20 protein-coding genes and 1 tRNA gene are annotated in these 22,217 nt (G+C 54.4%); 9 read left to right on the forward strand and 12 right to left on the reverse strand.

What is annotated here, in order from left to right:
* The 3 genes from RHH53_RS10620 to RHH53_RS10630 are packed head-to-tail and all read right to left on the reverse strand — an operon-like array spanning position 1 to position 2,627.
* A complete protein-coding gene (locus tag RHH53_RS10620; protein ID WP_310438509.1) occupies positions 1-639 on the reverse strand; it encodes a histidine phosphatase family protein in 639 nt (212 codons plus the stop codon).
* Between the two features lie 52 nt (positions 640-691).
* Complete coding sequence (locus RHH53_RS10625) at positions 692-1,861, reverse strand: SpoIID/LytB domain-containing protein (protein WP_310743767.1); 1,170 nt, start codon at positions 1,859-1,861, stop codon at positions 692-694.
* Between the two features lie 37 nt (positions 1,862-1,898).
* Positions 1,899-2,627: an HpsJ family protein gene (locus tag RHH53_RS10630; protein WP_302678265.1), complete on the reverse strand. Its 729-nt coding sequence runs from the start codon at positions 2,625-2,627 to the stop codon at positions 1,899-1,901.
* Between the two features lie 214 nt (positions 2,628-2,841).
* Here RHH53_RS10630 and glmU point away from each other — a divergent pair, with 214 nt between their 5' ends.
* Complete coding sequence (gene glmU, locus RHH53_RS10635; protein WP_302677618.1) at positions 2,842-4,191, forward strand: bifunctional UDP-N-acetylglucosamine diphosphorylase/glucosamine-1-phosphate N-acetyltransferase GlmU; 1,350 nt, start codon at positions 2,842-2,844, stop codon at positions 4,189-4,191.
* Here the strand turns inward: glmU and RHH53_RS10640 are convergent.
* The 7 genes from RHH53_RS10640 to RHH53_RS10670 form a co-directional block, all read right to left on the reverse strand.
* Positions 4,188-4,520 (reverse strand): hypothetical protein, encoded by a 333-nt coding sequence (locus tag RHH53_RS10640; protein ID WP_206200129.1) that lies wholly within the window; start codon positions 4,518-4,520, stop codon positions 4,188-4,190. The genes glmU and RHH53_RS10640 overlap by 4 nt on opposite strands.
* Before the next feature lie 54 nt (positions 4,521-4,574).
* Positions 4,575-4,646: transfer RNA gene (locus RHH53_RS10645), tRNA-Val, on the reverse strand.
* 53 nt (positions 4,647-4,699) lie between these two features.
* Complete coding sequence (pyrF, locus tag RHH53_RS10650; RefSeq protein WP_310743768.1) at positions 4,700-5,404, reverse strand: orotidine-5'-phosphate decarboxylase; 705 nt, start codon at positions 5,402-5,404, stop codon at positions 4,700-4,702.
* A 24-nt stretch (positions 5,405-5,428) separates the two neighbouring features.
* The gene (locus RHH53_RS10655) at positions 5,429-6,025 is read right to left on the reverse strand and encodes a DUF3611 family protein (protein ID WP_302678267.1); all 597 of its coding nucleotides are present in this window, start codon (positions 6,023-6,025) and stop codon (positions 5,429-5,431) included.
* Between the two features lie 30 nt (positions 6,026-6,055).
* Positions 6,056-6,892, reverse strand: a complete 837-nt coding sequence (locus RHH53_RS10660; protein ID WP_302678268.1) for a sulfurtransferase — start codon at positions 6,890-6,892, stop codon at positions 6,056-6,058.
* A 13-nt stretch (positions 6,893-6,905) separates the two neighbouring features.
* On the reverse strand, positions 6,906-8,057 hold the full coding sequence (locus RHH53_RS10665) for an NAD-dependent epimerase/dehydratase family protein (protein ID WP_181494710.1): 1,152 nt from the start codon (positions 8,055-8,057) through the stop codon (positions 6,906-6,908).
* Between the two features lie 93 nt (positions 8,058-8,150).
* Positions 8,151-9,152 (reverse strand): hypothetical protein, encoded by a 1,002-nt coding sequence (locus tag RHH53_RS10670; RefSeq protein WP_302678269.1) that lies wholly within the window; start codon positions 9,150-9,152, stop codon positions 8,151-8,153.
* A 358-nt stretch (positions 9,153-9,510) separates the two neighbouring features.
* Between RHH53_RS10670 and RHH53_RS10675 the strand changes: the two genes are divergently transcribed.
* The 6 genes from RHH53_RS10675 (at position 9,511) to RHH53_RS10700 (ending at position 16,661) form a co-directional block, all read left to right on the forward strand.
* The gene (locus tag RHH53_RS10675) at positions 9,511-10,098 is read left to right on the forward strand and encodes a Uma2 family endonuclease (protein ID WP_286627127.1); all 588 of its coding nucleotides are present in this window, start codon (positions 9,511-9,513) and stop codon (positions 10,096-10,098) included.
* 91 nt (positions 10,099-10,189) lie between these two features.
* A complete protein-coding gene (locus RHH53_RS10680) occupies positions 10,190-11,872 on the forward strand; it encodes a DUF3685 domain-containing protein (RefSeq protein WP_302678270.1) in 1,683 nt (560 codons plus the stop codon).
* 276 nt (positions 11,873-12,148) lie between these two features.
* Entirely contained in the window at positions 12,149-13,930 is a 1,782-nt protein-coding gene (locus RHH53_RS10685) for an iron uptake porin (protein WP_310743769.1), read from the forward strand.
* Between the two features lie 94 nt (positions 13,931-14,024).
* Complete coding sequence (locus RHH53_RS10690) at positions 14,025-15,260, forward strand: S41 family peptidase (protein WP_310743770.1); 1,236 nt, start codon at positions 14,025-14,027, stop codon at positions 15,258-15,260.
* Positions 15,250-15,891, forward strand: a complete 642-nt coding sequence (purN, locus tag RHH53_RS10695; protein WP_302678273.1) for a phosphoribosylglycinamide formyltransferase — start codon at positions 15,250-15,252, stop codon at positions 15,889-15,891. Before RHH53_RS10690 ends, purN begins: the two co-directional genes overlap by 11 nt.
* Before the next feature lie 149 nt (positions 15,892-16,040).
* Positions 16,041-16,661, forward strand: a complete 621-nt coding sequence (locus RHH53_RS10700; protein WP_310453479.1) for a hypothetical protein — start codon at positions 16,041-16,043, stop codon at positions 16,659-16,661.
* A 36-nt stretch (positions 16,662-16,697) separates the two neighbouring features.
* Here the strand turns inward: RHH53_RS10700 and RHH53_RS10705 are convergent, their stop codons facing one another.
* Positions 16,698-17,864, reverse strand: a complete 1,167-nt coding sequence (locus RHH53_RS10705; protein WP_310743771.1) for an aminotransferase class V-fold PLP-dependent enzyme — start codon at positions 17,862-17,864, stop codon at positions 16,698-16,700.
* A 142-nt stretch (positions 17,865-18,006) separates the two neighbouring features.
* Here RHH53_RS10705 and RHH53_RS10710 point away from each other — a divergent pair, with 142 nt between their 5' ends.
* Positions 18,007-18,753 (forward strand): hypothetical protein, encoded by a 747-nt coding sequence (locus RHH53_RS10710; protein ID WP_206200139.1) that lies wholly within the window; start codon positions 18,007-18,009, stop codon positions 18,751-18,753.
* A gap of 41 nt (positions 18,754-18,794) precedes the next feature.
* Here the strand turns inward: RHH53_RS10710 and ruvX are convergent, their stop codons facing one another.
* Positions 18,795-19,250 (reverse strand): Holliday junction resolvase RuvX, encoded by a 456-nt coding sequence (gene ruvX / locus RHH53_RS10715; RefSeq protein ID WP_310743772.1) that lies wholly within the window; start codon positions 19,248-19,250, stop codon positions 18,795-18,797.
* A 90-nt stretch (positions 19,251-19,340) separates the two neighbouring features.
* Here ruvX and ileS point away from each other — a divergent pair, with 90 nt between their 5' ends.
* The gene (gene ileS / locus RHH53_RS10720) at positions 19,341-22,202 is read left to right on the forward strand and encodes an isoleucine--tRNA ligase (protein WP_310743773.1); all 2,862 of its coding nucleotides are present in this window, start codon (positions 19,341-19,343) and stop codon (positions 22,200-22,202) included.
* Positions 22,203-22,217: the final 15 nt, after the last annotated feature.

The raw sequence follows: 22,217 nt of genomic DNA on the forward strand, positions 1-22,217 counted from the left end.
CTAGGTGCCCGGCAAGTGCCGCAGTTCGAGACTCAGGTGCGATCGCTCCGCAAGGGCAAGGAGCAATGGCCCACGGGAGGTATATTCGACAATACTGACACTGGCTACTGGGGCAGCAATGCGATCGCGAAATCGTCCCACATCAATACCCAGAAGACCACAGAGCATAATCCGAATGGTGGCCTTGTGGGAAACCAGCAGAACATTGCCGTCGGGATACTCCCGCTCAATTTCTAAGAGAACGGCATTACTGCGGTAGTAGATGTCAATCCCCCGCTCACCCCCTGTGGGCGCATTCCAGCCCGGATCCGCCAGCCAGCGCACATAATCATCGTGGAACTTGGCATTCACCTCTTCCGGGGAGAGGCCTTCCCACTGACCATAGTAAATTTCCCGCAGACCATCGCGAACCTGCATTTGAAGACCCACGCGATCGCACAAAAACTGTGCCGTGGTTCGAGTGCGCAACGTTGGACTGACAAAGACGGCTTGCCAAGGCAACTGAGCATAGTGTTCGGCAAAGGCCTCAGCCATCGCTAGACCGGCATCCGTTAAGGGTGGATCCAGTTCTCCACAGTAGGCATTGGCGCGACTAAAGCTAGTTTGCCCGTGGCGCAAGAAATAGAGTGTTAAGACCACAACCTTCACCCCATACCGCTAGGGGCAGCATAGTCGAGGGGCACAAAGCTCGTCAACGCTGAGTCGTGTCCAATACACTCAATGTAACGCCTTGGTAATAATGCCCCAAAATTTGGTCGTAGGTGTAGCCCTGTAATGCCATACCGTAAGCCCCCCATTGACTCATGCCCAAGCCATGACCGTGACCCCGGCCAGTAATTGTAAAGGCCACTGGCACACTTTGCCCCCTTTGACTGGCCACGTTGCCATACTCTGGCGTAATCGTCAGTAGGGTACTGCGCAATCCCAACACCCGCCGTAGTTCACTACCTGAAATGGTGCGGCTACCTGCTCTGCCCACCACTTGCACTGCCATGACTCGTCCTTGGGGAGTCAATTGCAAGGGGCGAAAGCCAACGATGGTACCAATACCGGGGAGGCGTTGTTGCAGTTGTGCCGCCGTGAAACGCACCGTCCACTGAAAGTTGGGGGAGATTTGGTCAAAGTCAGGGGTACCGCGCAGGTAGGGAACGGCATTTTGCCAAATGTGCTCTGAATTTTCGGTGTGACCCCCTGAGGAGGCATGGAAGACGGCTTCAATGATTTGGCCATTGTAGGTGAGCACTTGACCGCGTGTGGCGGCAACGGCAGCTAGGGTACTGGCGGTTTCTGAACTGACCCCCGGATACACCTGATGGGTGACGGTGGCACCGACATCAAAAAGACTACCGGGACGACGGCGTTCGCGATCGCGCCGAAAGAGGACAAAGGAACGGGAGGCCACCGCTTGAGCTTTGAGGGCTTCCAGCGGCCAAGAGGGATACATTTCCTTGCCCACGACACTGGGCAGATACTCCTCTAAATCCACAAGGTTGATGGCGATAATCCCCTCACTGGTACTCACCAATTGCAACCGCCCGCGATACCAGCGATCGCCCACCCGCACGAGGCCATGGTCTCGAGGTTCGAGGAAAACTTGCCGCCCCTGCACACCCCCTGCTTGTACCCCCGCCCCCGTGAGCACAGCCGTAATATTCTGCTGCGGTGCCACTGTCAGCACCCGACCCGCCTCATCCCGTAATTGTGCTGGGGTGGAGCTACTGATTGTTACTTGGCGTACCCGATCTAAAACCGCGACCCGCAATTCCACTGCTGCGGCCGTCAGTTGGAGCAGCAGGCTGATCAAGCAGCCGAGACCCAGCGACTGCGACAGAAGACGCCAACGTACAATGAGGTAAAGCATATTCTACTCCTCAGGTAGGCGGCAATGGTGACGATGCCTAGCGGTGTTCGCGCAGACCACTCCAACCAATGGTAATAAAGCCCACTGCCAATAGAAAACTACGAAGTCCTACCCTGAGACGATTCAGAAAGGCTTCCTGTTGCGCCCGATTCACCGCTTCCTGTTGTTGGTTGCGGATGCGCTCCCGTGCCTGACCCGCTTGTTTATCAAGGGCTTGGGGGTCTTTTTGTAACTGCTCGAGAATCGCCTGTTGATCGGGGGGCAGTTGATTGCTTTTCAGGAGTTGCTCCAGTTGACCGCTACTGGCCAATTGTTTAATTTGCTGCTGTTCCTGCTCAACCCGAATTTCTGCCTGTGCCGCCTCTTGATTGATTTGGTTGACCGCCTGTTCCGTAATTTGCCCCGTAATCGATAGGTAGAGGGGAATCCCCAGCAGGCAGAGCAATCCTAGCAAACTCGAGAGGACAAAGACCCAAAATCGCCAATCCTTGAGGGCAGGTTCCCCCGGCTCCGGCTGCGTCGTACTGCCAGAAACCGCTTGAATCCAAAAGCCAGTGTAGATAAAGACAAACCCAATCAAGGGGGTGGCACCGCGCTCAATGAATTGGTTAACGACCGTGAGTTGCCACTGGCTATTATTGAACTGGGGAGTAATAAAGAGAATGCTCCACTCGACCAAAAAGGTGAGGAGCAGGATGATTCCCACCAATTTTAGGAACTGAGCCGCCAAGGGGACAGGTCGCTTGGTTGATTTTGAAGCAGTCATGGACTGTGAGTGACTCGTCAACTACTGCATCAACCTTACTGGATTTTGGGGTCGTTGATGCATCTTGGACGCATTGACTCGCCTGTGGTGCTGCTATCTTTGGCTACCGCAACCTTGGTATACTCCAATTGTGCATGGCGCTGATGCGGCTGGGCTGCTTCTCCCCAGTATTGCTCGTTTGCCATCCCTTTGCGCATTGAGGCACAACAAATCCATGGTCATTGTGGCAGTCTTAGCGGCAGGACGAGGCACACGGATGAAATCCTCGCTGCCAAAAGTTCTCCATCCCCTAGGTGGGCGATCGCTGGTGGGCTGGGTTTTGCACCAAGTTCAATCTCTGCAACCGCAACGGCAGTTTGTGATCATTGGTTATGGAGGCGACACAGTGCGGGCTGCCTTAGCGGATCAACCCCACGTGGAGTTTGTCGAGCAGCGGGAACAACTGGGAACGGGTCATGCGGTACAGCAGCTTTTGCCGTACCTCAAGGACTATGAAGGCCATCTTTTGGTACTCAATGGCGATGTGCCCCTCTTGCGTGGGGAGACGCTGGCGAAGTTGCTCGCAGTCCACCAGAAACACAACAATGCGGCCACGATTTTAACGGCACAAATTCCCAACCCCCAGGGCTATGGCCGTGTGATTTGTGACAGTCAGAATATCTTGAAGCAAATTATTGAAGACCGTGACTGCACCACAGCCCAAAAGCAAAACCGCCGCATCAATGCTGGGGTGTATTGTTTCCACTGGCCCCAACTGGCTGCTGTGTTGCCCCATCTCCAATCCAACAATGATCAGCAGGAATACTACCTCACCGATGCCGTCAATGCCCTCAGTCCTGTGATGGCGGTAGACGTGGAAGACTATGAGGAAATTTTGGGCGTTAACGATCGCGTGCAGTTGGCGGCAGCCTATCAAGTGCTGCAAAATCGCATCAAAACTGCTTGGATGCAGGCGGGGGTGACCCTGATTGATCCGGCCAGCATTACCATTGAGGACACCGTGGAGCTGGCTCCCGATGTGGTGATTGAACCCCAAACTCACCTGCGCGGCCAAACCCGTATTGGCAGTGGTAGCATCATTGGCCCCGGCACTTTGATTGAAAACAGTGTGATTGGCGAACGGGTAACGGCTCGCTATGCCGTGATTAGCGACAGTGAGATTGGCCATGATACCCAAGTGGGGCCTTTTGCCCACATCCGCCAGCAAAGCCTGGTTGCCGATCACTGCCGCATTGGTAACTTTGTCGAGCTAAAAAAAGCGCAGTTGGGCAGTGACACCAAGGCCTCTCATCTGTCCTACCTAGGCGATGCCACCTTGGGCGATCGCGTCAATATCGGGGCAGGAACCATTACCGCCAACTACGACGGCGTGCGCAAGCACCCCACCCATATCGGTAGCGGCACCAAGACCGGGGCTAACAGTGTTTTAGTGGCTCCGGTAACCCTCGGCGAAAATGTTACGGTGGCGGCGGGTTCAACGGTGACAGAAGATGTACCGGCTAATGCCCTTGTCATTGCCCGCTGTCGTCAAGTGGTCAAGCCCAACTGGCACCCCAAAGCCTAGCCCGCCCCACAGCAGGGTTCAATGCCCAGCCGCCGCAGGAGCAGATCACTCACCGCATTAGCAACCGCAAACTCGCTATAGAAGCTTTGGGAAAAATCAAACTCTTGCAACTCCGTGACCAGAGCCAAGAGAATGCCGCCAAGATCATGCTCCCCTTCCAGCCGCTGACGGCGGTACACTTGGGCGGCTCGCTGGGCGATCGCTCGATTCACAGCTTCTGGCAAATACTCGGTGTTGAGCCAATCGAGAAGAGCTGCCTCCAACCATGCCGCATCCGCAGTGCAGTCACCACAAGGGGGAAGCTGAATCGGCGGAATCGGGGTACTCATGGCAGAGTCCTAAACTCGTCTGATTATGTTCATCTTATAACTTGAACTAAGCAATGGGCGATACTGGATTCGAACCAGTGACCCCTTCCGTGTGAAGGAAGTGCGCTACCACTGTGCTAATCGCCCTAGTTCAGACAATTCTTAATCATATCTTGGATTGCAGGTTTTTGTAAATTGCCTTAAACAACGCTGCGGCAAATTTCATCAAAGGTTGCGGCGGGATCCGCTGCTTGTAAAATCGGACGGCCAATTACAAGGTAAGAGGCACCAGCAGCAAAGGCGGCATTGGGCGTCAGCGATCGCGCTTGATCCCCTGTGGCAGTACCAAGGGGGCGAATCCCCGGACAAATTCTCAAGAACTCCTCTCCGCAGCGTTGTTTTACCCGTGCCGCCTCCTGAGGAGAGCAGACAATGCCCGCCAGTCCCGCTTGATGGGCTAGATCAGCCATGCGTTCAACATAGGTGGCCGGATCAAGGGGAATCTGGAGTTCTTGCTGCAGGGTGTTTGCGTCAATGCTGGTGAGCAAGGTCACCCCAATGAGTTGGGTGGCGTTTTCCCCTAGAGCCGCCTGCGCGCTTTTCAGACCCGCTAATCCCGTTGCCGCATGGATAGTCACAAAGTCCACGCCATAGGGGGCGATCGCCCGGGCTGCGGCGGCCACCGTATTGGGAATATCGTGGAGCTTCAAATCGAGAAAGATACGCTTCCCCTGATCCTTGAGGACATCGAGAATAATCGGCCCGCTGGCACAAAAGAGTTCTAGCCCCACCTTCCAAAATTGCACTTGGGGCAGCGTATGAATAGTGGCGATCGCGACCTCCAAATTGGGCACATCCAAGGCCACAATAATTTTGCTGGCAACAGCCTCTTGAGAATTAAACAAGTCTCTTGGATCTCCTCAGACGATTCACAGGGGACGGCGCACACAGCGCAACAACCACAGCGCCACAATAATACCCGTCAACTGAGCGGCAATCGTATTCACCTTCGCCTGAATCACAAAAATCTCCAACGGCTCAATCAAGACATTAGTGGCATAGACCGCCGCCCCTTGGGGAATTGACAGCACCTTGAGCAACAACATGCCCACATTCCACTCTGCGGCAGCCACCGTAAAAATCATGCCCGCAATATTTACCCAGAGACCAATATTCAAACTGCGGATCACGTGCTCCTTGGTCGGGCGTTTTTCTGGGCGATCCAAGCGTCGTCCCAGTTGCGGATAGCGATAGCAGCAGTAAATACTCACGCCCAAAAACACTAGACCAATAATCGCCAGCACTAAGCCCAGTGTGGGACTATTCATGCCATTTTGCGGACGATTGATATTGAATTGGCGACTAAAGATAACAATGATAATAATCAACAGCGAGACAAAGCCAAGGACGACCTGTGTCCAAAAGCCAATCCAGCCAAAGCGTTGCAGTTCACGGCCAAGACGGTGGAGAGGCTGGGTCGTACTTCGATGGGATGGTGGGGGGGCATTACTGGGAAGACGTTCCATGGTCGGGTGAGGAAGAGGGCTTAGGCTTGATCATAGCGAACGGTCATGAGGTGCCGCCAAGTAGGAACACCAATCGCTCCAACTGCCCGCATAGAGCTTGGTTTGATGCAGGCCAGCGATCGCCAGCCCCAAAATATCCACACAGGCCGTTACCCCCGATCCGCAATAGACAATAATTTGCTCAGCCTCAGCCAAAGGCTGCCAGTGGGCTTGCAGTTCCGCCACAGATTTCAAGCGCCCCTGTGCATCGGAGATGGCCTGCCACGGATAATTCACTGCTCCGGGAATATGACCCGCGATCGGATCAATGGGTTCAATTTCACCGCGATAGCGACGGGGTTCGCGGGCATCCACAATCACTGTCTGGGGGTCAGCTTGAGCAGCCATCACGCCAGTCCGATCCACCACCCACTGCGAATGAGGATGGGGCTGGAAATTGCCCGGTCGAGGCGAGGGAACCTCAGGGGTTGTCGGATACCCGGCTTCGACATAGGCGCGATAGCCACCATCAAGCACCGCTGCGCGATCGTGTCCCAGCCAACGTAAGAGCCACCAGCAGCGAGCGGCATAGGCAAACCGCGAATCATCGTAGGCCACCACCAAGGTGTCTGGGGTAATCCCCATTTGATTGAGCCGTGCTGCCAACTTCTCTGGATCGGGTAGGGGATGACGCCCGCCACGCTCTTGCCGAGGGCTGGAGAGATCCTGCTCTAGGTCGAGATAGTAGGCTCTTGGAATGTGCCCCTGATCATACTCCCGTTGCCCGCGGGTGATGTCCATGAGGTCAAAGCGGCAATCCACAATCACCACTGTGGGATCGGCCAAATGCTCAGCCAACCAAGACGCCGTTACGGCATAGGGGGTCATAGCGGCCGTGGGTTTAGGCGCGCCATTTCACTTTGGGCAGAATGTGATTAACATCCACCCGGTCTTTGTACTTGATGGCAAAGTTCAGCAGGGAGTCGAGGAGCGAATCCGACAGGTAGTGGGGTTGCAGTCCCAAATCCAGCAGTTTGGTGTTTTTGGCGTTGAAGTAGTGCTCTTCTTTTTCAACACGGGGGTTTTCGAGGTGCTGGATTTCCACCTTGAGGCCGAGGGCTTTACCCGCTTCTTGGACTTTGTGGGCAAGGTCACCGACACTAAATTGTTCTGTGAATTGGTTGAGGACGCGGAATTCACCCGGTGCGGCGGGGTTGTTAACGGCCAATTCGATACAACGCACGGTATCGCGAATATCCAAGAAACCGCGAGTTTGCCCGCCCTTGCCATAGACCGTCAGGGGATGACCAATGGCAGCTTGAATACAGAAGCGATTGAGGGCGGTGCCAAAGATACCGTCGTAGTCAAGGCGGTTGATCAACAGTTCGTCCATGCCCGTTTCTTCGGTGAGCACGCCATAGACTACCCCTTGGTTCAAATCGGTGGCGCGCAGTCCCCAAATGCGGCAGGCAAAGTGAATGTTGTGGCTATCGTGAACTTTACTGAGGTGATAGAAGCTACCGGGCTGCTTGGGATAGGGCAATGTATCCTTGCGACCATTGTGCTCAATGGTGATGTAGCCCTCTTCAATATCAATGTTGGGGGTGCCGTATTCACCCATCGTGCCTAGTTTGACAAGGTGGCAGTCAGGGTTGTGGGTATGGATGGCGTACAGCAGGTTGAGGGTGCCGACAACATTATTGACTTGGGTAAAGACGGCGTGCTCCCGGTCAATCATGGAGTAGGGGGCGGAGCGTTGTTCGCCAAAGTGGACGATCGCCTCGGGCTGAAACTCCAGCATGGCACGCTCAAGGAAGTGATAGTTACAAATATCGCCAATGTAGAGGCCAATTTTCTTGCCAGTGAGATCCTGCCAGCGTTGCAGACGGTGCTGAATGGGGGCGATCGGTGTGAGGGTCTCGACACAGAGTTCGGCATCCCAGTGGCGCCGAATCAGGCTATCCAAAATCGCCACATCATGGCCACGATTTGAAAGGTAGAGGGCTGTCGCCCAGCCGCAATAACCATCACCGCCAATTACGAGGACTCTCATGCTAACCGTGCTGAAATCGATAATTACTCCGCCAGCCATTGAATGGCTTCCATACCACGTTACCAGTAATGGGGACATCGGTGATCCATTGGGTTAGAATTCGGGGGCGCGAGTTTGACTCTCAGAAAAGATATGTAATTTAATGGTTTGTCCCGCTAAGTCAATTTGCACAATATCGCCAGAAAGAAAATCCAAGGCTTCTAATAGGGCTTGTAATTGCGGTGTGCTGGCACCCGATTCTTGGTAGAGGCGATCGCTCAAATGGCTGAGGCGCTGCCACGTGGTATAAAGCCGAGCAATGGTACTTTCCAGTTGGGCGGCCTGCTGCAGGAGATCGGCAACGGTTTGCAGTTGCTCAAGGCGCTGGGCTTCGATCAGGACTTGTTCCAGATCCACAGGGTGGGTCTTGAGGGCTTGAATTTGGGGAGCGGCCTCAAGATAGCGGCTGAGTTGGCGAGCCGTCGCCGTGATTTCCTTAACCGTTTCCACACTGGGATCGCTGGCCAGTTCTTGGGAGAGTTCCTGCTGCTGTTGGGGGGGGAGCTTTTCTAATTCTTTGACTAAGGGGGCAACGTAGCGGGGGGCAAGGGTGCGATCGCTGGCCTTTTGGCGCACCACTGGCGGTAAGAGATCAGAGTGCAGAGCCGTCCATTCCGCTTGGAGTTGGCGCACTTCACGGTGGGTAATGCGATCGCCCGCTGCTGCGGCTTGGGTAATCAGGGCTTGCACCTCAGGATCCGCTGCGGCGGTTTCCAAAAAGGCGCGTTTACTAAAGCGAGAAATGGCTTCGGGAGGCAGGGGACGTTCCTTGAGCAATTCATCGGCGCGATCGGCCAACTGAATCAAATCATCGGCACGGCGTTTACTAATTTCGTGTTCCTGGAGCCACTGCTGAAAGCCAATACCCCGCTCATCCCCTTGATGGCGATAGCGATCGCGCACCGCCCGTAGAATTTGCCCCCGCCAGATCTCTGTTTGTAGATCAAAGCGCTCACACACCTGCCACGCTTGGCGCACCTGTTGAAGAAATTCCTCCTCAGAGAGGGGAGTATCCGCAGCCGGAATGGGCAAAACAAAGTCAGGCGTTGGCTCCATTGGTCGGCGAAAACCACAGCTTCAGCAGTATAGCCTATCCCAAACAGTAGAGATAACCATCCCGTGCGGCAATATAGGCAATGTAGACCTTGCCGTCCCAAACAACGAGTGAAATTCGCTGTCATCGGGAACCCGCGTTTGGGCTTCACGCCATTAGCGGAGGGTCAAACTGGCTACCAAGCCTGCATTTCCCCAGAGGAGTAAGCGGTTGATTTGGCGACGTTTCACTGACAGACTCTGTCCCAAGAATTGACCACGCTCAAAACCCTAGTAGAAGAACATTTCACCGTGTACCCCATATGTTAGAAAGGGGCGTTGAATTGCTTAGGATTGAACTATCGCGTTGACGGGAACTCTGATGACCACAGTATTGGAGCCAGCGGTCACGTACCTCACTCCGGAAGCTTACTTAGCTCAAGAAGTGGTGGCAACGGAGCGCCATGAGTATCGCCAAGGAGAACTTTACACTATGCCCGGGGGCAGCGTTAATCATAATGAGTTGGTTCGTTCCTTAACTGTTCTGTTGAGTTTGGCACTCAAGGGACAGCCCTACCGCGTCTTTGTCACAGATCAACGCCTCTGGATTCCGGAAACGCAGTCGTACTACTATCCTGATGTCATGGTGACGCCGAAGCCGGTGCCCCTAGTGGCGGGACGCAACGATGTGGTGATGCAGCCGATTTTCATTGCTGAGGTTTTATCGCCTTCGACAGCGGATCGCGATCGCGGGACAAAATTTTTCGACTATCGTCAGATTCCAACCCTGCAAGAATATCTCCTGATTAGCCAAGATCGCCCCTGTGTTGAACAATATTTGCGGCAGGCTGAATATCAATGGCTGCTCACGATTTGGCAAGATATTACGCAGGAACTACTACTGCCCTCGTTACAGACTTCCTTAAAACTCAGTGATCTCTATGCAGACGTTGAGTTAGGTGAGTCCTAAAAAGAATTCCTTAATTGTCATGGCAAATTATCATGGCGCGGCTTGTCAGTCAATATCTGAATAGTCCCAACCCCAACTAAGTCTTGCGCAAATGTCGATGTCCCCTATCACTGCTGATGCCTCCCCCAACTTTGGTCTCATCATTGTCGAGGGAGAGGATGTGGTGCGTCTTGGCCTTTGGACAGGAATTCAGCAGCAGTTGGGGATTGAGCCGCTGGTCTTTCACGATGGCCATGGTCTGATCACCTATCTGGAAAACACACCCCTCGATCAAGAACGCACGCCTTGGATTGTTCTCTGTGATGCCCAACTCACAGTGAATGATGCCACTACCCCTTGGCTGTGGCAGTGGTTGAAGCAGCACTATCCTGCCCTGCGGATAATTCTCACTGTCCGACCCGCTGCCCTTGAGTTAGTTTCCCTTGCCCAACAGGCGGGTGTCGAAGGCATTTACCATCGCAATACGGCGCTGAGTGATCTCTTGGCGGCAATTCTGGCCATTGCCCAAGGGGAAATCGTTCACACCGTCACGCCCCCAAAACCCCCCTTGAGTGTGCTCTTTCCCAATCCGTGGGATCGTTGGCGGTATCAGGTTCTGCAGCAGGGATTGGGGGAAATGGAAGCGTGGTTACAGGCTTTGGATCAGTACTTGGGGCGATCGCGCCTCTCTGCCCTCGAACGGCTGGTGTGTGAAGGTCGCCATCGGGAAATTCGTGCCGCCCGCTGGTTAGTCTCCCGTTTCTTGCCACAGCCAACTCAAGCCCCTCCTGCGCCAGTAGTGTCCCCCGTGCGTCCGCAGATTGAGATCATTTCCCAATTGGTGGATCGCTGCTTACAACGGATGCAGTCGGATCTCTTGAACCTAACGTCGCGGCCTTTGGAGTTAGAGGTGCTCACCCTACAACAGCGGCGGGAACTGCTCTATACCATCCTGCGGCAGTGGGATCTCCTCGTGCGCACTTTACAAGCAACACCACCCAGTATTGAATTTCTGCACCAGCGGGGTAGCTCCCTACTGCAAGACCTGTGGGAACAGAGCCTGCGGGAGTTTTTTCGTCCCTATCGTTTTGCCCTCGGCAGTGACGCCGACCTGATTGAGCAATTGCTCACAGAAAGAGAAACTGTGGCCAGCGTCTATCTGAAGCCAATCCCCTTTGTGGCGGAGATGCTGGCTCATTTACTGGTGCAACAGCCCCTCACCCTCCATCAGCAGACCTATCGCTACGGCACTGCTGCCGCCTTGGAGATCCTCGATGCCCTCCTCGATCACTGGTTGCTCACTGTCGCCAATGGCATTGTTTATCCGCTACTGAATCGGTGTTGCTATAGTGCAGTGATTCAACAAACGTTTTTTCAGCCGCAATACACCTCAACGCGGGAAATGGAACGCTTTCGCAATGCCCTCTCTTGGCATTACCGCTGGCGGCGCTGGGTCAAGGAACCCCAAGATATCTTTGAAAGTCGGCTGGTAGTGTTGCGGCTAACGGAGCGAGGAATTCAGGAACTAGCGCTGACCGTCCCCCGTCAACAGGAACTGATGCAACTCGAGGGGATTCCCTACGCTCTAACCTTGGCGCTGGAGGCGCGTGATGCTTTAGCCCCCCCAGTACGGGCAGTGGTGGCTTGGGTCGGCAAGGGAGTGGTGTATCTGCTGACGCAGGTGATTGGTCGCGGTTTGGGGCTGATTGGCCGCGGCATTTTGCAGGGAATTGGTCAATCCGTTAGCAGTGGCTGGAGTCGTTCTGAAGCCCAAAAAACCTCATCCAAACCTTGAGCCGGCCTAATTCTTAAACGGCTCCTAACCTTGAGATAACCTTAAGCCAACGAACACGGTGTTAGAATCTGGCTGGTAAGTAACTATCTCTGCCCCTTGGGGGATAGTTTCTATGAGATGTGCTAAAGCCTCTGTAAGAAAGCCTGATAGCTCAGCTTGCTGGCAGATGAATAACTTTAGCGAGCATCTCAGTAGGATCAATAATTGAAGGAGAATTCTGTCTTAGGGACTCGTTCTTTAGGACAAGTTCATTGAGGAGTGAAGGAGTAAGACGTTATGTCCCGCATTTTTCCGGGGTTGGTTTTGACCTCGCCTGTTTTATTGTTGGGTGTGCTGGCAGGTGCAGCGACAGCCGCTGATACCTCTTTGACCAACTTCAGTAGCACTCAGTTTCAAACCCCTACTGCTGGTACTGAATCCCTAACCACACTGCCCACCAGCACGACACTTGTTGCCCAAAATCGCCGCAGCAACCTCTCTGTGCCCTCAGTGGCCGAACTAGAAGCGGGGCGTGTCCCTACGACATCGAGCATGGGTCAAGTGACCTCCGTTAGCCAACTCTCGGATGTGCGCCCTACAGACTGGGCCTATCAAGCCTTAGCCTCCCTTGTCGAGAAATACGGCTGTATTGCCGGTTATCCCGATGGCACCTTCCGTGGCAATCGTGCCGCTACTCGTTATGAAATGGCAGCCGCTTTGAATGCCTGCCTCGATGTAATTAGCGATCGCTTTGCCACCAAGGAAGACCTTGAAACCCTGCGCCGCCTGATGCAGGAATTTGCCAATGAACTCGCCGTCATCAAAGGCCGCGTCACCAACCTTGAAGGCCGCGTTGCCAACCTCGAAGCCACTCAATTTGCCACCCTCACTAAGCTCAACGCTACGGTTATCTTCAACGTCTCCGATATATTGACGAACAAGCAGGCACTACGTCCTGGCGCTCCTGGCCCACAACCAGTACAGGATACCAACCCCGTTGCCAATTCCCGCGTTCGTCTCAACCTCGATACCAGCTTCTATGGCAAGGATCGCCTACGGTTGCGCTTGCAAGCAGCTAATATTACTAGTTATGCCGGATTGATGGGCACCAATATGGGGCGCCTTGGCTATGATGGCAATAATAATAACCAATTTGAACTGCAAAAAGCCTTCTACAGCTTTCCAGTGACCCGTCGCGGTCAAATGATCCTAGATTTTGTGGGGGGTGAGTTCAACGACAATGTCAACAATTTCAACCCCTTCCTCCAATCCAGTGATACGGGTGCCCTCTCTCGCTTTGGGCGTTACCATCCCATCTACCGTGCAGGAAGTGCTGCCAATGCTGCGGGTGTGACCTTTAAGTACGACCTCATCCAAAATAAAGAACGGGGCACCGGCGTCACCCTCAATGTGGGCTACCTTGCACCCTTTGCCAACGACCCTGATCGAGTCGCGAACAATGGCCTCAATGGCTTCTTTGATGGTGCCTATGCTGCTTTGGCTCAGGTGGATGTGCGCCCCATTAAAAACCTCGCCTTGGGGGTGACCTACACCCACTCCTATGGCCTTGATCCCTTTGGGGGAACAGGTAGCTCTGGTTTCCGCTCAGCGGCAAACCCTTTGGGGAATGTAGGTAACAACGTGCCTAACCAAGCAGCGGATGCGGTGGGCTTCCAGTTTACCTATCGCCCGATCAAGCAGTTGAATGTTGCGGGCTGGGCAGGGTATGCCAATGTTTATGGTGTTCGAGGTGCTGCTCTAGCAGGTGGTCGCCGTGAGGCTGAAATTGTCAACTGGGCCATTACCTTTGCTTCCCCTGACCTCTGGCGGAAGGGAGATCTGCTGGGTCTTGTTTTTGGCCAGCCCCCTCAGCTCATTAGCATCACAAACGTCCCTCCTACTTTTGGCGATGGAAGTTACACGCGCTTCAACTCCTATCACTTAGAGGGCTTCTACCGCTTTGCGGTGAGTCGCAATATCTCGATTACCCCTGGGGTGATTGCCATCTTCAACCCCAACAGCAACTCAAACAACGACCCCATTGTTGTTGGCGCTGTGCGGACAACCTTTAGCTTCTAAATCCGCACTGACCTGTTTCCCCCTCCCTGTGAGGGGGATTTTTTTATGTGGGAACGATAGAATAGGGGCGAGGCGTTGTCAATGGATTTGTGGGGTGAAATACTGGGCAATTCTCGGCGTCGGTGTTGCACTATTGGGAATGCCGTCAGCACTGGGGGGCACCAGTACGCTCAAGGATGCTCCCAAGGCCTTGGTCGATGAGGCGTGGCAAATTATCTACAGAAGCTATCTGGATCGCAGTTTCAATCGTCTGGATTGGCAGGCCATTCGTCAGGAGTTGCTCTCCCAACCCTATGGCGATCGCGAGGCCGCCTATCGGGTGATTCAGCAAGCCCTTGTCCGCCTCAATGATCCCTATACCCGCTTTCTGCCGCCCCAAGCGTACCGTCAACTGCTCCTGCAAACCCAAGGCCAGCAGGTGGATGTGGGTCTCACCCTCGTGGAGTCGGGGGAACTCTTTCGCATTCAGGCAATCCAAGCGGGGTCAGTGGCTGCCAAGGCGAATTTGAAAGTGGGAGATGAAATTCTGGCCATTAACGGTCGGGGGAGCGATCGCCTGACCTTGGAGCGAGCCAATCTGGCGTTGCGAGGGCCAGCGGGGAGTCAGTTGCGCCTACTGGTGCGCCGTGAAGGTAAACCCCAACCCTTTAGTGTCGAACTCACCCGCGCCGGTGAAATTCCGCGTACAGTGAATTTTCAGGTTCTGAATCATCCTCGGGTGGGCTACATCCGCCTCAGTGGTTTTAATAGCCGCTCCCAACAAGAGATGCAAGCGGCGATCCAAATCCTGCAACGGGAGAAAGTTCAAGGCTTCATTCTGGATTTGCGCCACAATCCGGGGGGACTCCTAGAAGCCGGCATTGAAATTAGCCGCCAATGGCTCGATTCTGGGGTGATTGTGCGCATTCAGCAAAACCAGCGAGAAGAGACGATTCGTGCCCACCAACGCGCCTTGAGTCAGTTGCCCCTCGTGGTCTTGGTAAATCAGGCCTCCGCCAGTGCCAGTGAAATTTTAGCCGCTGCTTTGCAGGATCAGGGGCGCGCAACCGTGGTGGGGACACCAACTTTTGGCAAGGTGCGGGTTCAAGCGGTTCATGAACTGGGGGATGGCTCTGCCCTCGTGGTAACAGTAGCTCGTTATCTGACGCCAAAGGGGCGCGATATTGCCGCAGGGGGGATCACCCCCGATGTACTGGTGACGGTCGATCCCAGTAGTGATCTGGAATTGCGGCTCAATCCCAACTTGGTGGCACGACCCACGGATCCAATGGTGGCCAAGGCCTTAGAATTATTGAGCACTAAAATCAGTAACGCCCGTCATGTCCAGTGAGGCTCTTGTTGTCCCTTCTGCTCCAGCGATCGCGCCCGCGCCCCATCCCCTGCGGTTAGGCGTTTTAGCTTCTGGCAATGGCTCCAACTTTGCTGCTCTCGCGGAGGCGATCGCCCAAGGGGAATTGGCTGCCCAAATTCAAGTTCTGATCTACAACAATCCCGATGCCTTGGTGGCAGAGCGCGCCAAACAGTGGCAGATTCCCAGTGTGCTGCTCAACCATCGCCACTACCCCAGCCGTGAAAGTCTGGATGCGGCCATTGTCGAAACCCTCAAAGCCTATGGGGTCGAGTGGGTAGTGATGGCGGGCTGGATGCGGATTGTGACGCCTGTCCTCCTCAATGCCTACCCCCAGCGGGTAATTAACCTGCATCCCAGTTTGCTCCCCAGTTTTCGGGGATTGCATGCCGTTGAGCAGGCCTTGGCAGCAGGTGTGAAAATTACTGGGTGTACCGTCCATCTGGTGGAAGAGGAAGTGGATAGTGGCCCAATTTTAGTCCAAGCAGCAGTGCCCGTTCTCCCTGATGATACGCCCGCCACCCTCCACGCCCGCATTCAAGTCCAAGAACACCGCATTCTCAAGCAGGCGATCGCCGACATTGCCGCGCGGCAATCACAAGCTTCCTGCTGATCCTTAGCCAATAGTAAGGATCTCTCAGGGCGAGGGTCCACCCGCTTTTCTGATTGGCTTGGGAATTGCGTCAGCATCCTTTTCTCAGTGGGGAGCATTGATTCGGATTAGGATTGGGGATGTATCCGTGAGCAATTGTTAATCCAGTCATGACGCAGGCATACACCCCTGAAGATGTTTGGCGGTTATTGGGGGAACTATTAGAGGCTCAGAAGGAAACCGAACGCCGCTTTCAAGAAACAGAGCGCCGCTTCCAAGAAACGGATCGGCGATTTCAAGAGACTGACCGACGGTTCCAAGAAACGGAACGCTTGCTGCGCGAAGAAGCGCGCCAACTCAACCAGCAACTGGGGAAACTGGGCAATCGCCTTGGGGAATTTGTGGAATGGCAGGTGCGCCCCGCCGTGCTGCGCTTATTTCAGAGTTGGGGAATTGCCGTCTCTCAACTTTACAGCGATGTCATTCTCCAAGATGGCAATGAGAGTTTAGAAATTGATCTGCTAGTCGTCAATACTGATGAAGCCGTCCTCGTCGAGGTGAAAACGAAACTGAGCCAAGGGGATGTGGATGAGCACTTAGAGCGGATCGCGAAATTTCGTCGTTTGGCACACCAGTATCGGGACACCCAGCTCTTGGGCGCCGTAGCAGGAATGATCGTACCCCCTGAAGTAGCTCGCTATGCCTATCGGCAAGGTTTGTTTGTGTTGGCGCAATCAGGAGATGGGGTGGCGATTCTCAACGATGCGCAGTTTCAGCCCCGTACATGGTAGGTGACTCTAATCGCTCTAATTCAATTCTCAAGCGTCCTAAGGATGATTCTGGAGCCAGTGTTTGAGGGCAGCAACAAAGCGATCGCACTCCTGCGGCAGCGTAAAGTAATGCACACAGGCTCGCACCGAGGCAGGATAGAGCAATTCCCGCACCAAGATATTCTCTGCCTCAAGGTCTTGCACCAATTGGCGATGCTGACCATTAGCTAACTGAAAGGCCACCAAGCCCGACGGCGGCGGCACGAGACTCAAGCAGGTCAAACCCACCATGCCCTGTAACTGTTGCCAAAGATAATGACTCAGCTCACAAATGCGCTCATATCGCGCTTGGGCAGTCCCCCATTGATCATGCACCCGCAGGGCAGTGGTTAACCCCGGTACCAAGGAAAAGGCGGTTGTGGCCACTTCAAAGCGACTGGCATCCTCCTTCCAGCCGGCGGGTTGGGCATCACGGGTTTGGTGAATGCCGCGCCAGCCAATAAAGGTGGGTTCCAATGTGGCCAAGCGATCGCGCCGAATGTACAGCCCGCCAAGACCCGCAGGGCCACAGCACCACTTGTGTCCTGTAAAGGCATAGTAGTCCACCCCCAAGGCGGGTAAATTGAGGGGCACCATACCCACACTTTGGGCACCATCCGCCAAGACTTGGATGCCGCGACGGTGGCAAAGGTCAACAATTTTCTCCAACGGCAAAAGTTTCCCGGTATTCCACAGCAAATGACTGAGGACGACCAAGCGTGTGCGGGGATGGAGTTGGGTTTCAATGGCGGCCACCTCATCGTCACACCAAGGCCAAAAGGCCACCCGATCCACCACCACCCCCAACCGCCGCGCCAATTGTTCGGTAATCGCCACTACCCCCGGATGCTCACAGTTAGAAATCAGCAGGCGATCGCCCGCTTGCCAGTTGATCCCCCAGAGAACGATATTGCAGCCAGTGGTTACAGAATCTGTGAGGGCAATGGTCTCGGCGCTCGTCCCCAAAAGCTGTGCCAGTTCTTGCCGCAGGGTTTGCAGTTGTTGGCTCAGCCACGGAAAGACGCGATTGGCAAAGGGGCCTTCCTCTTGAATGTGGCGATCGCTCTGGATGATGGCCTGCCATATGTCTTGGTGCAGCGGCCCTTGTCCCCCATAGTTGAGGTAGATCTTATTCAGTAGGGCGGGGTAGGTGTCGTGGTAGGTGCGCAGTGTCTCTAGGTTCATCGATAGTGATTGCAGAGCGATAGATAGATGCTACCGCAAAGGATTTAAGATAAAGATCTGTAGCAAGTCCCCTTTTCATTCCCCCACTCAAGGGGCGGCACTTGCAAGCACGGCTCGGTAAATTAATCCTGTCAATTAAGTCATGACAAAGGCATACACTCCTGACGATGTTTGGCGATTACTAGGGGAGCTGTTAGAAGCTCAAAAGGAAACCGAACGCCATTTCCAAGAAACAGAGCGCCGCTTCCAAGAAACAGAGCGCCGCTTTCAAGAAACAGAGCGCCGCTTCCAAGAAACAGAGCGCCGCTTCCAAGAAACGGATCGGCGATTTCAAGAGACAGATCGGCGATTTCAGGAGACGGATCGGCGATTTCAGGAGACAGATCGGCGATTTCAAGAGACGGATCGGCGATTTCAAGAAACGGAACGCTTGTTGCGGGAAGAAGCGCGCCAACTCAATCAGCAACTGGGGAAACTGGGCAATCGCCTTGGGGAATTTGTGGAATGGCAGGTGCGCCCCGCCGTGCTGCGCCTATTTCAGAGTCGCGGCATTGCCGTCTCTCAGCTTTACAGCGATGTCATTCTCCAAGATGGCAATGAGAGTTTAGAAATTGATCTGCTAGTCGTCAATACCAATCAAGCGGTTCTCGTCGAGGTGAAAACCAAACTGAGCCAAGGGGATGTGGATGAGCATTTAGAGCGGATCGCGAAATTTCGTCGTTTGGCACACCAGTATCGAGACACCCAGCTCTTGGGAGCGGTGGCAGGGATGATCGTGCCCCCTGAGGTGGCTCGCTATGCCTATCGGCAAGGGTTATTTGTGTTGGCGCAGTCGGGAGATGGGGTGGCGATTCTCAATGATGCGCAGTTTCAGCCCCGCACATGGTAGCCCGTGCCCAAGAATTTGAGCAGACAACTTTTGAGCCTCCGTTATAGCTGCGGATCAGCGGGTGCCAGTGTTGCTTTTGCGGCTTGAGAACGGGCATCGAGCCATTGTTGCAAAATGAGGGCAGCAGCAATTTGATCCACTAAGTCCTTGTGGTGACGGGGCGATCGCCGCCGTTGTTTGAGGATTTCCTCCGCTTGAAAGGAGGTTAGCCGCTCATCCATATATTCCACGGGCAAGTTCAAGGCCGCGCCAATTTTTTCCGCTAGATGTTGCACTTGCCGGGCTTGGGAACCCAGTTGACCATCGAGGGTGTAGGGCAAGCCCACAATTAACTTCTCCACCCCTCGCTCTTGGCAAATCTGGCGAAGCTGCGCCACATCACTGGCAAGATTGCGCCGCTGGATGGTTGTAATGCCTGTGGCCAACTGCCCCAAGCGATCGCACCCTGCCACACCAATGCGCTTGCGCCCCAGATCCAAACCTAGAACGGAAATCATCCTTGAGTGAATAAGAACAGTTCTCCTACAATTGAATCCATTCCCGATTTTTTCTTGCCCTCCAACGATCATACCCCGCTGTACCCACCCATGACTGACGCGACCCCCGACTACAAAGACACCGTCAACCTGCCCCAAACCACCTTTGAAATGCGAGCAAATGCAGCCACACGGGAACCCCAATTACAGGCCTTTTGGGCACAGCATCAAATTTATGAAACGCTGCAGCAAACCAATCCGGGTGAGGTCTTTATTCTCCACGATGGCCCCCCCTACGCCAATGGCGCTCTCCACATTGGCCATGCCCTGAATAAAATCCTCAAGGACATCATCAATAAGTATCAACTGCTGCGGGGACGCAAGGTTCACTACCGCCCCGGTTGGGACTGCCACGGCCTGCCCATTGAACTCAAGGTACTGCAAAACCTGAAACCCGAACAGCGTGCGCAGCTAACCCCCCTGACCCTCCGCCAACAGGCCAAGGCCTTTGCCCTCAAAACCGTGGCCGAGCAAAAGCAGAGTTTTCAACGCTATGGGGTTTGGGGCGACTGGGAGCACCCCTATTTGACCCTCACTCCCGACTATGAAGCGGCACAAATCGGTGTCTTTGGCGAAATGGTGCTGCGGGGCTACATCTATCGCGGTCTCAAGCCCGTCCACTGGAGTCCTAGTTCTAAAACCGCCCTCGCCGAAGCCGAACTAGAATATCCCGAAGGCCACACCTCCCGCAGTCTCTATGCCGCCTTTGAAGTGATCGAACTGCCGCAAGGGCTAGCCAAATCGTGGTACAAAGCCCTCGGCCAATTAGGCGTTGCTATTTGGACGACAACCCCTTGGACCATTCCGGCCAACTTGGCGGTGAGTGTCAATCCGGATCTCACCTATGCCCTTGTTGAAGTCAAACCCAGTGCCCGCTACAAATATTTGATTGTAGCCAGGGATTTGGTGGAGCGCCTTAGCCAAACCCTTGCTTGTACCCTCAAGGTGGTGGCCACCGCCAAAGGCGCTGACTTGGAGAATGGGCGCTATTGCCATCCCCTCTTTGAGCGCGAGGCCAAAATCGTCATTGGCGGTGATTATGTCACGACCGACTCCGGGACGGGACTGGTGCACACCGCCCCTGGCCATGGCTTAGAGGACTATGCGGTGGGTCAGCGCTATGGCTTGCCAATCCTGTCGCCCGTGGATGAAAATGGCTGCTTTACAGCAGAAGCGGGACAATTTGCCGGTCTCAATGTCCTCAAGGAAGGGAATGAGGCGGTGATTGCGGCACTGCAAGCGTGTGGCGCCCTCCTCAAGGAAGAACCCTATGTCCACAAGTACCCCTACGACTGGCGCACGAAAAAACCAACCATCTTCCGCGCCACAGAGCAGTGGTTTGCTTCCGTTGAAGGCTTTCGCGATGCCGCCCTCAGGGCGATCGCCGAGGTGAAGTGGATTCCTGCCCAAGGGGAAAACCGCATTACGGCAATGGTGGCGGAGCGTTCCGATTGGTGTATTTCGCGGCAGCGCAGTTGGGGCGTGCCCATTCCCGTCTTTTATGACAAAGCCACGGGGGAACCCCTGCTGACGGCAGAAACCATTGCCCATGTGCAAGCCATTATTCGCGATCGCGGGTCTGATGCTTGGTGGCAACTCTCCGTTGCGGAATTGCTGCCTGAATCCCTACGAGATCAAGCCGATCGCTACGAAAAGGGCACCGATACGATGGATGTCTGGTTTGATTCTGGCTCTTCTTGGGCGGCGGTTCTCGGCGATCAACAAGCGGATCTCTACCTCGAAGGCTCTGACCAACACCGCGGCTGGTTTCAATCCTCATTGTTAACACGGGTTGCCGTTAAAGGCCAAGCCCCCTACAAAGCAGTCCTCACCCACGGCTTTGTCCTCGATGAGCAGGGACGGAAAATGAGCAAGTCCCTCGGCAATGTCACGGATCCCCGCGAAGTGATTGAGGGGGGCAAAAACCAAAAGCAAGACCCTGCCTATGGTGCCGATGTATTGCGCCTGTGGGTGTCCTCCGTGGACTATGCCAATGATGTCCCCATTGGTAAAAATATCCTCAAGCAGTTGGCGGATGTCTATCGCAAGATTCGCAATACGGCTCGCTTTCTTTTGGGGAATCTTCACGACTTTGACCCCGATCAAGATGCCATTCCCTATGCCCAACTGCCCGCCTTGGATCGCTATATGCTACATCGGCTGCATGAAGTCTTCAGCGAAGTAACGGCGGCCTTTGATAGCTTTCAGTTCTATCGCTTTTTCCAAACGATTCAAAATCTTTGTGTTGTTGATCTGTCGAACTTTTATCTCGATATTGCCAAGGATCGGTTGTACATCAGTGCTGCCGCGAGCGATCGCCGGCGCAGTTGTCAAACGGTTCTGGCCGTTGCCGTTCAAAACCTCGCCCGTGCTATTGCCCCAGTGCTTCCCCATTTAGCCGAAGATATTTGGCAGCATTTGCCCTTCAAAACCCCCTATCTTTCGGTTTTTCAAAGCGGCTGGGTACAGCTTCCTGCCCAGTGGCAGGATCAGGAGCTAGCCAGTGAGTGGCAACGCCTGCGGCAACTACGCCTAGAGGTGAATAAGGTGCTCGAACAGGCCCGTGCCGAAAAGCTCATTGGCTCCTCTTTGGAAGCCAAAGTGTGGCTCTATGTTGCCGATCCACAGTGGCGCGATCGCCTTCAGGACATGAATCCCAGCGATGCCCTCAGTGGCAATGGGGTGGATGAACTGCGCTATCTCTTTTTGGTGTCCCAAGTGGCGATCATGGCACAACCCCATACCGTTGACGTGCCCTATGTCCTAGAAGAGGAAGGGCTGTGGATTGGCGTCGATCATGCCAAGGGTGAGAAATGCGTCCGCTGCTGGAATTATGCTGAAAGTGTGGGACAATCGGCCTTGCATCCCCAGTTGTGCGATCGCTGTCAAGCCGCCCTAGAAGGGATGTTTTAGATCATTGAGCGAAAG

Origin of the sequence: Thermosynechococcus sp. PKX82 (genome assembly GCF_031583255.1) — a bacterium.
Taxonomy (GTDB): domain Bacteria; phylum Cyanobacteriota; class Cyanobacteriia; order Thermosynechococcales; family Thermosynechococcaceae; genus Thermosynechococcus.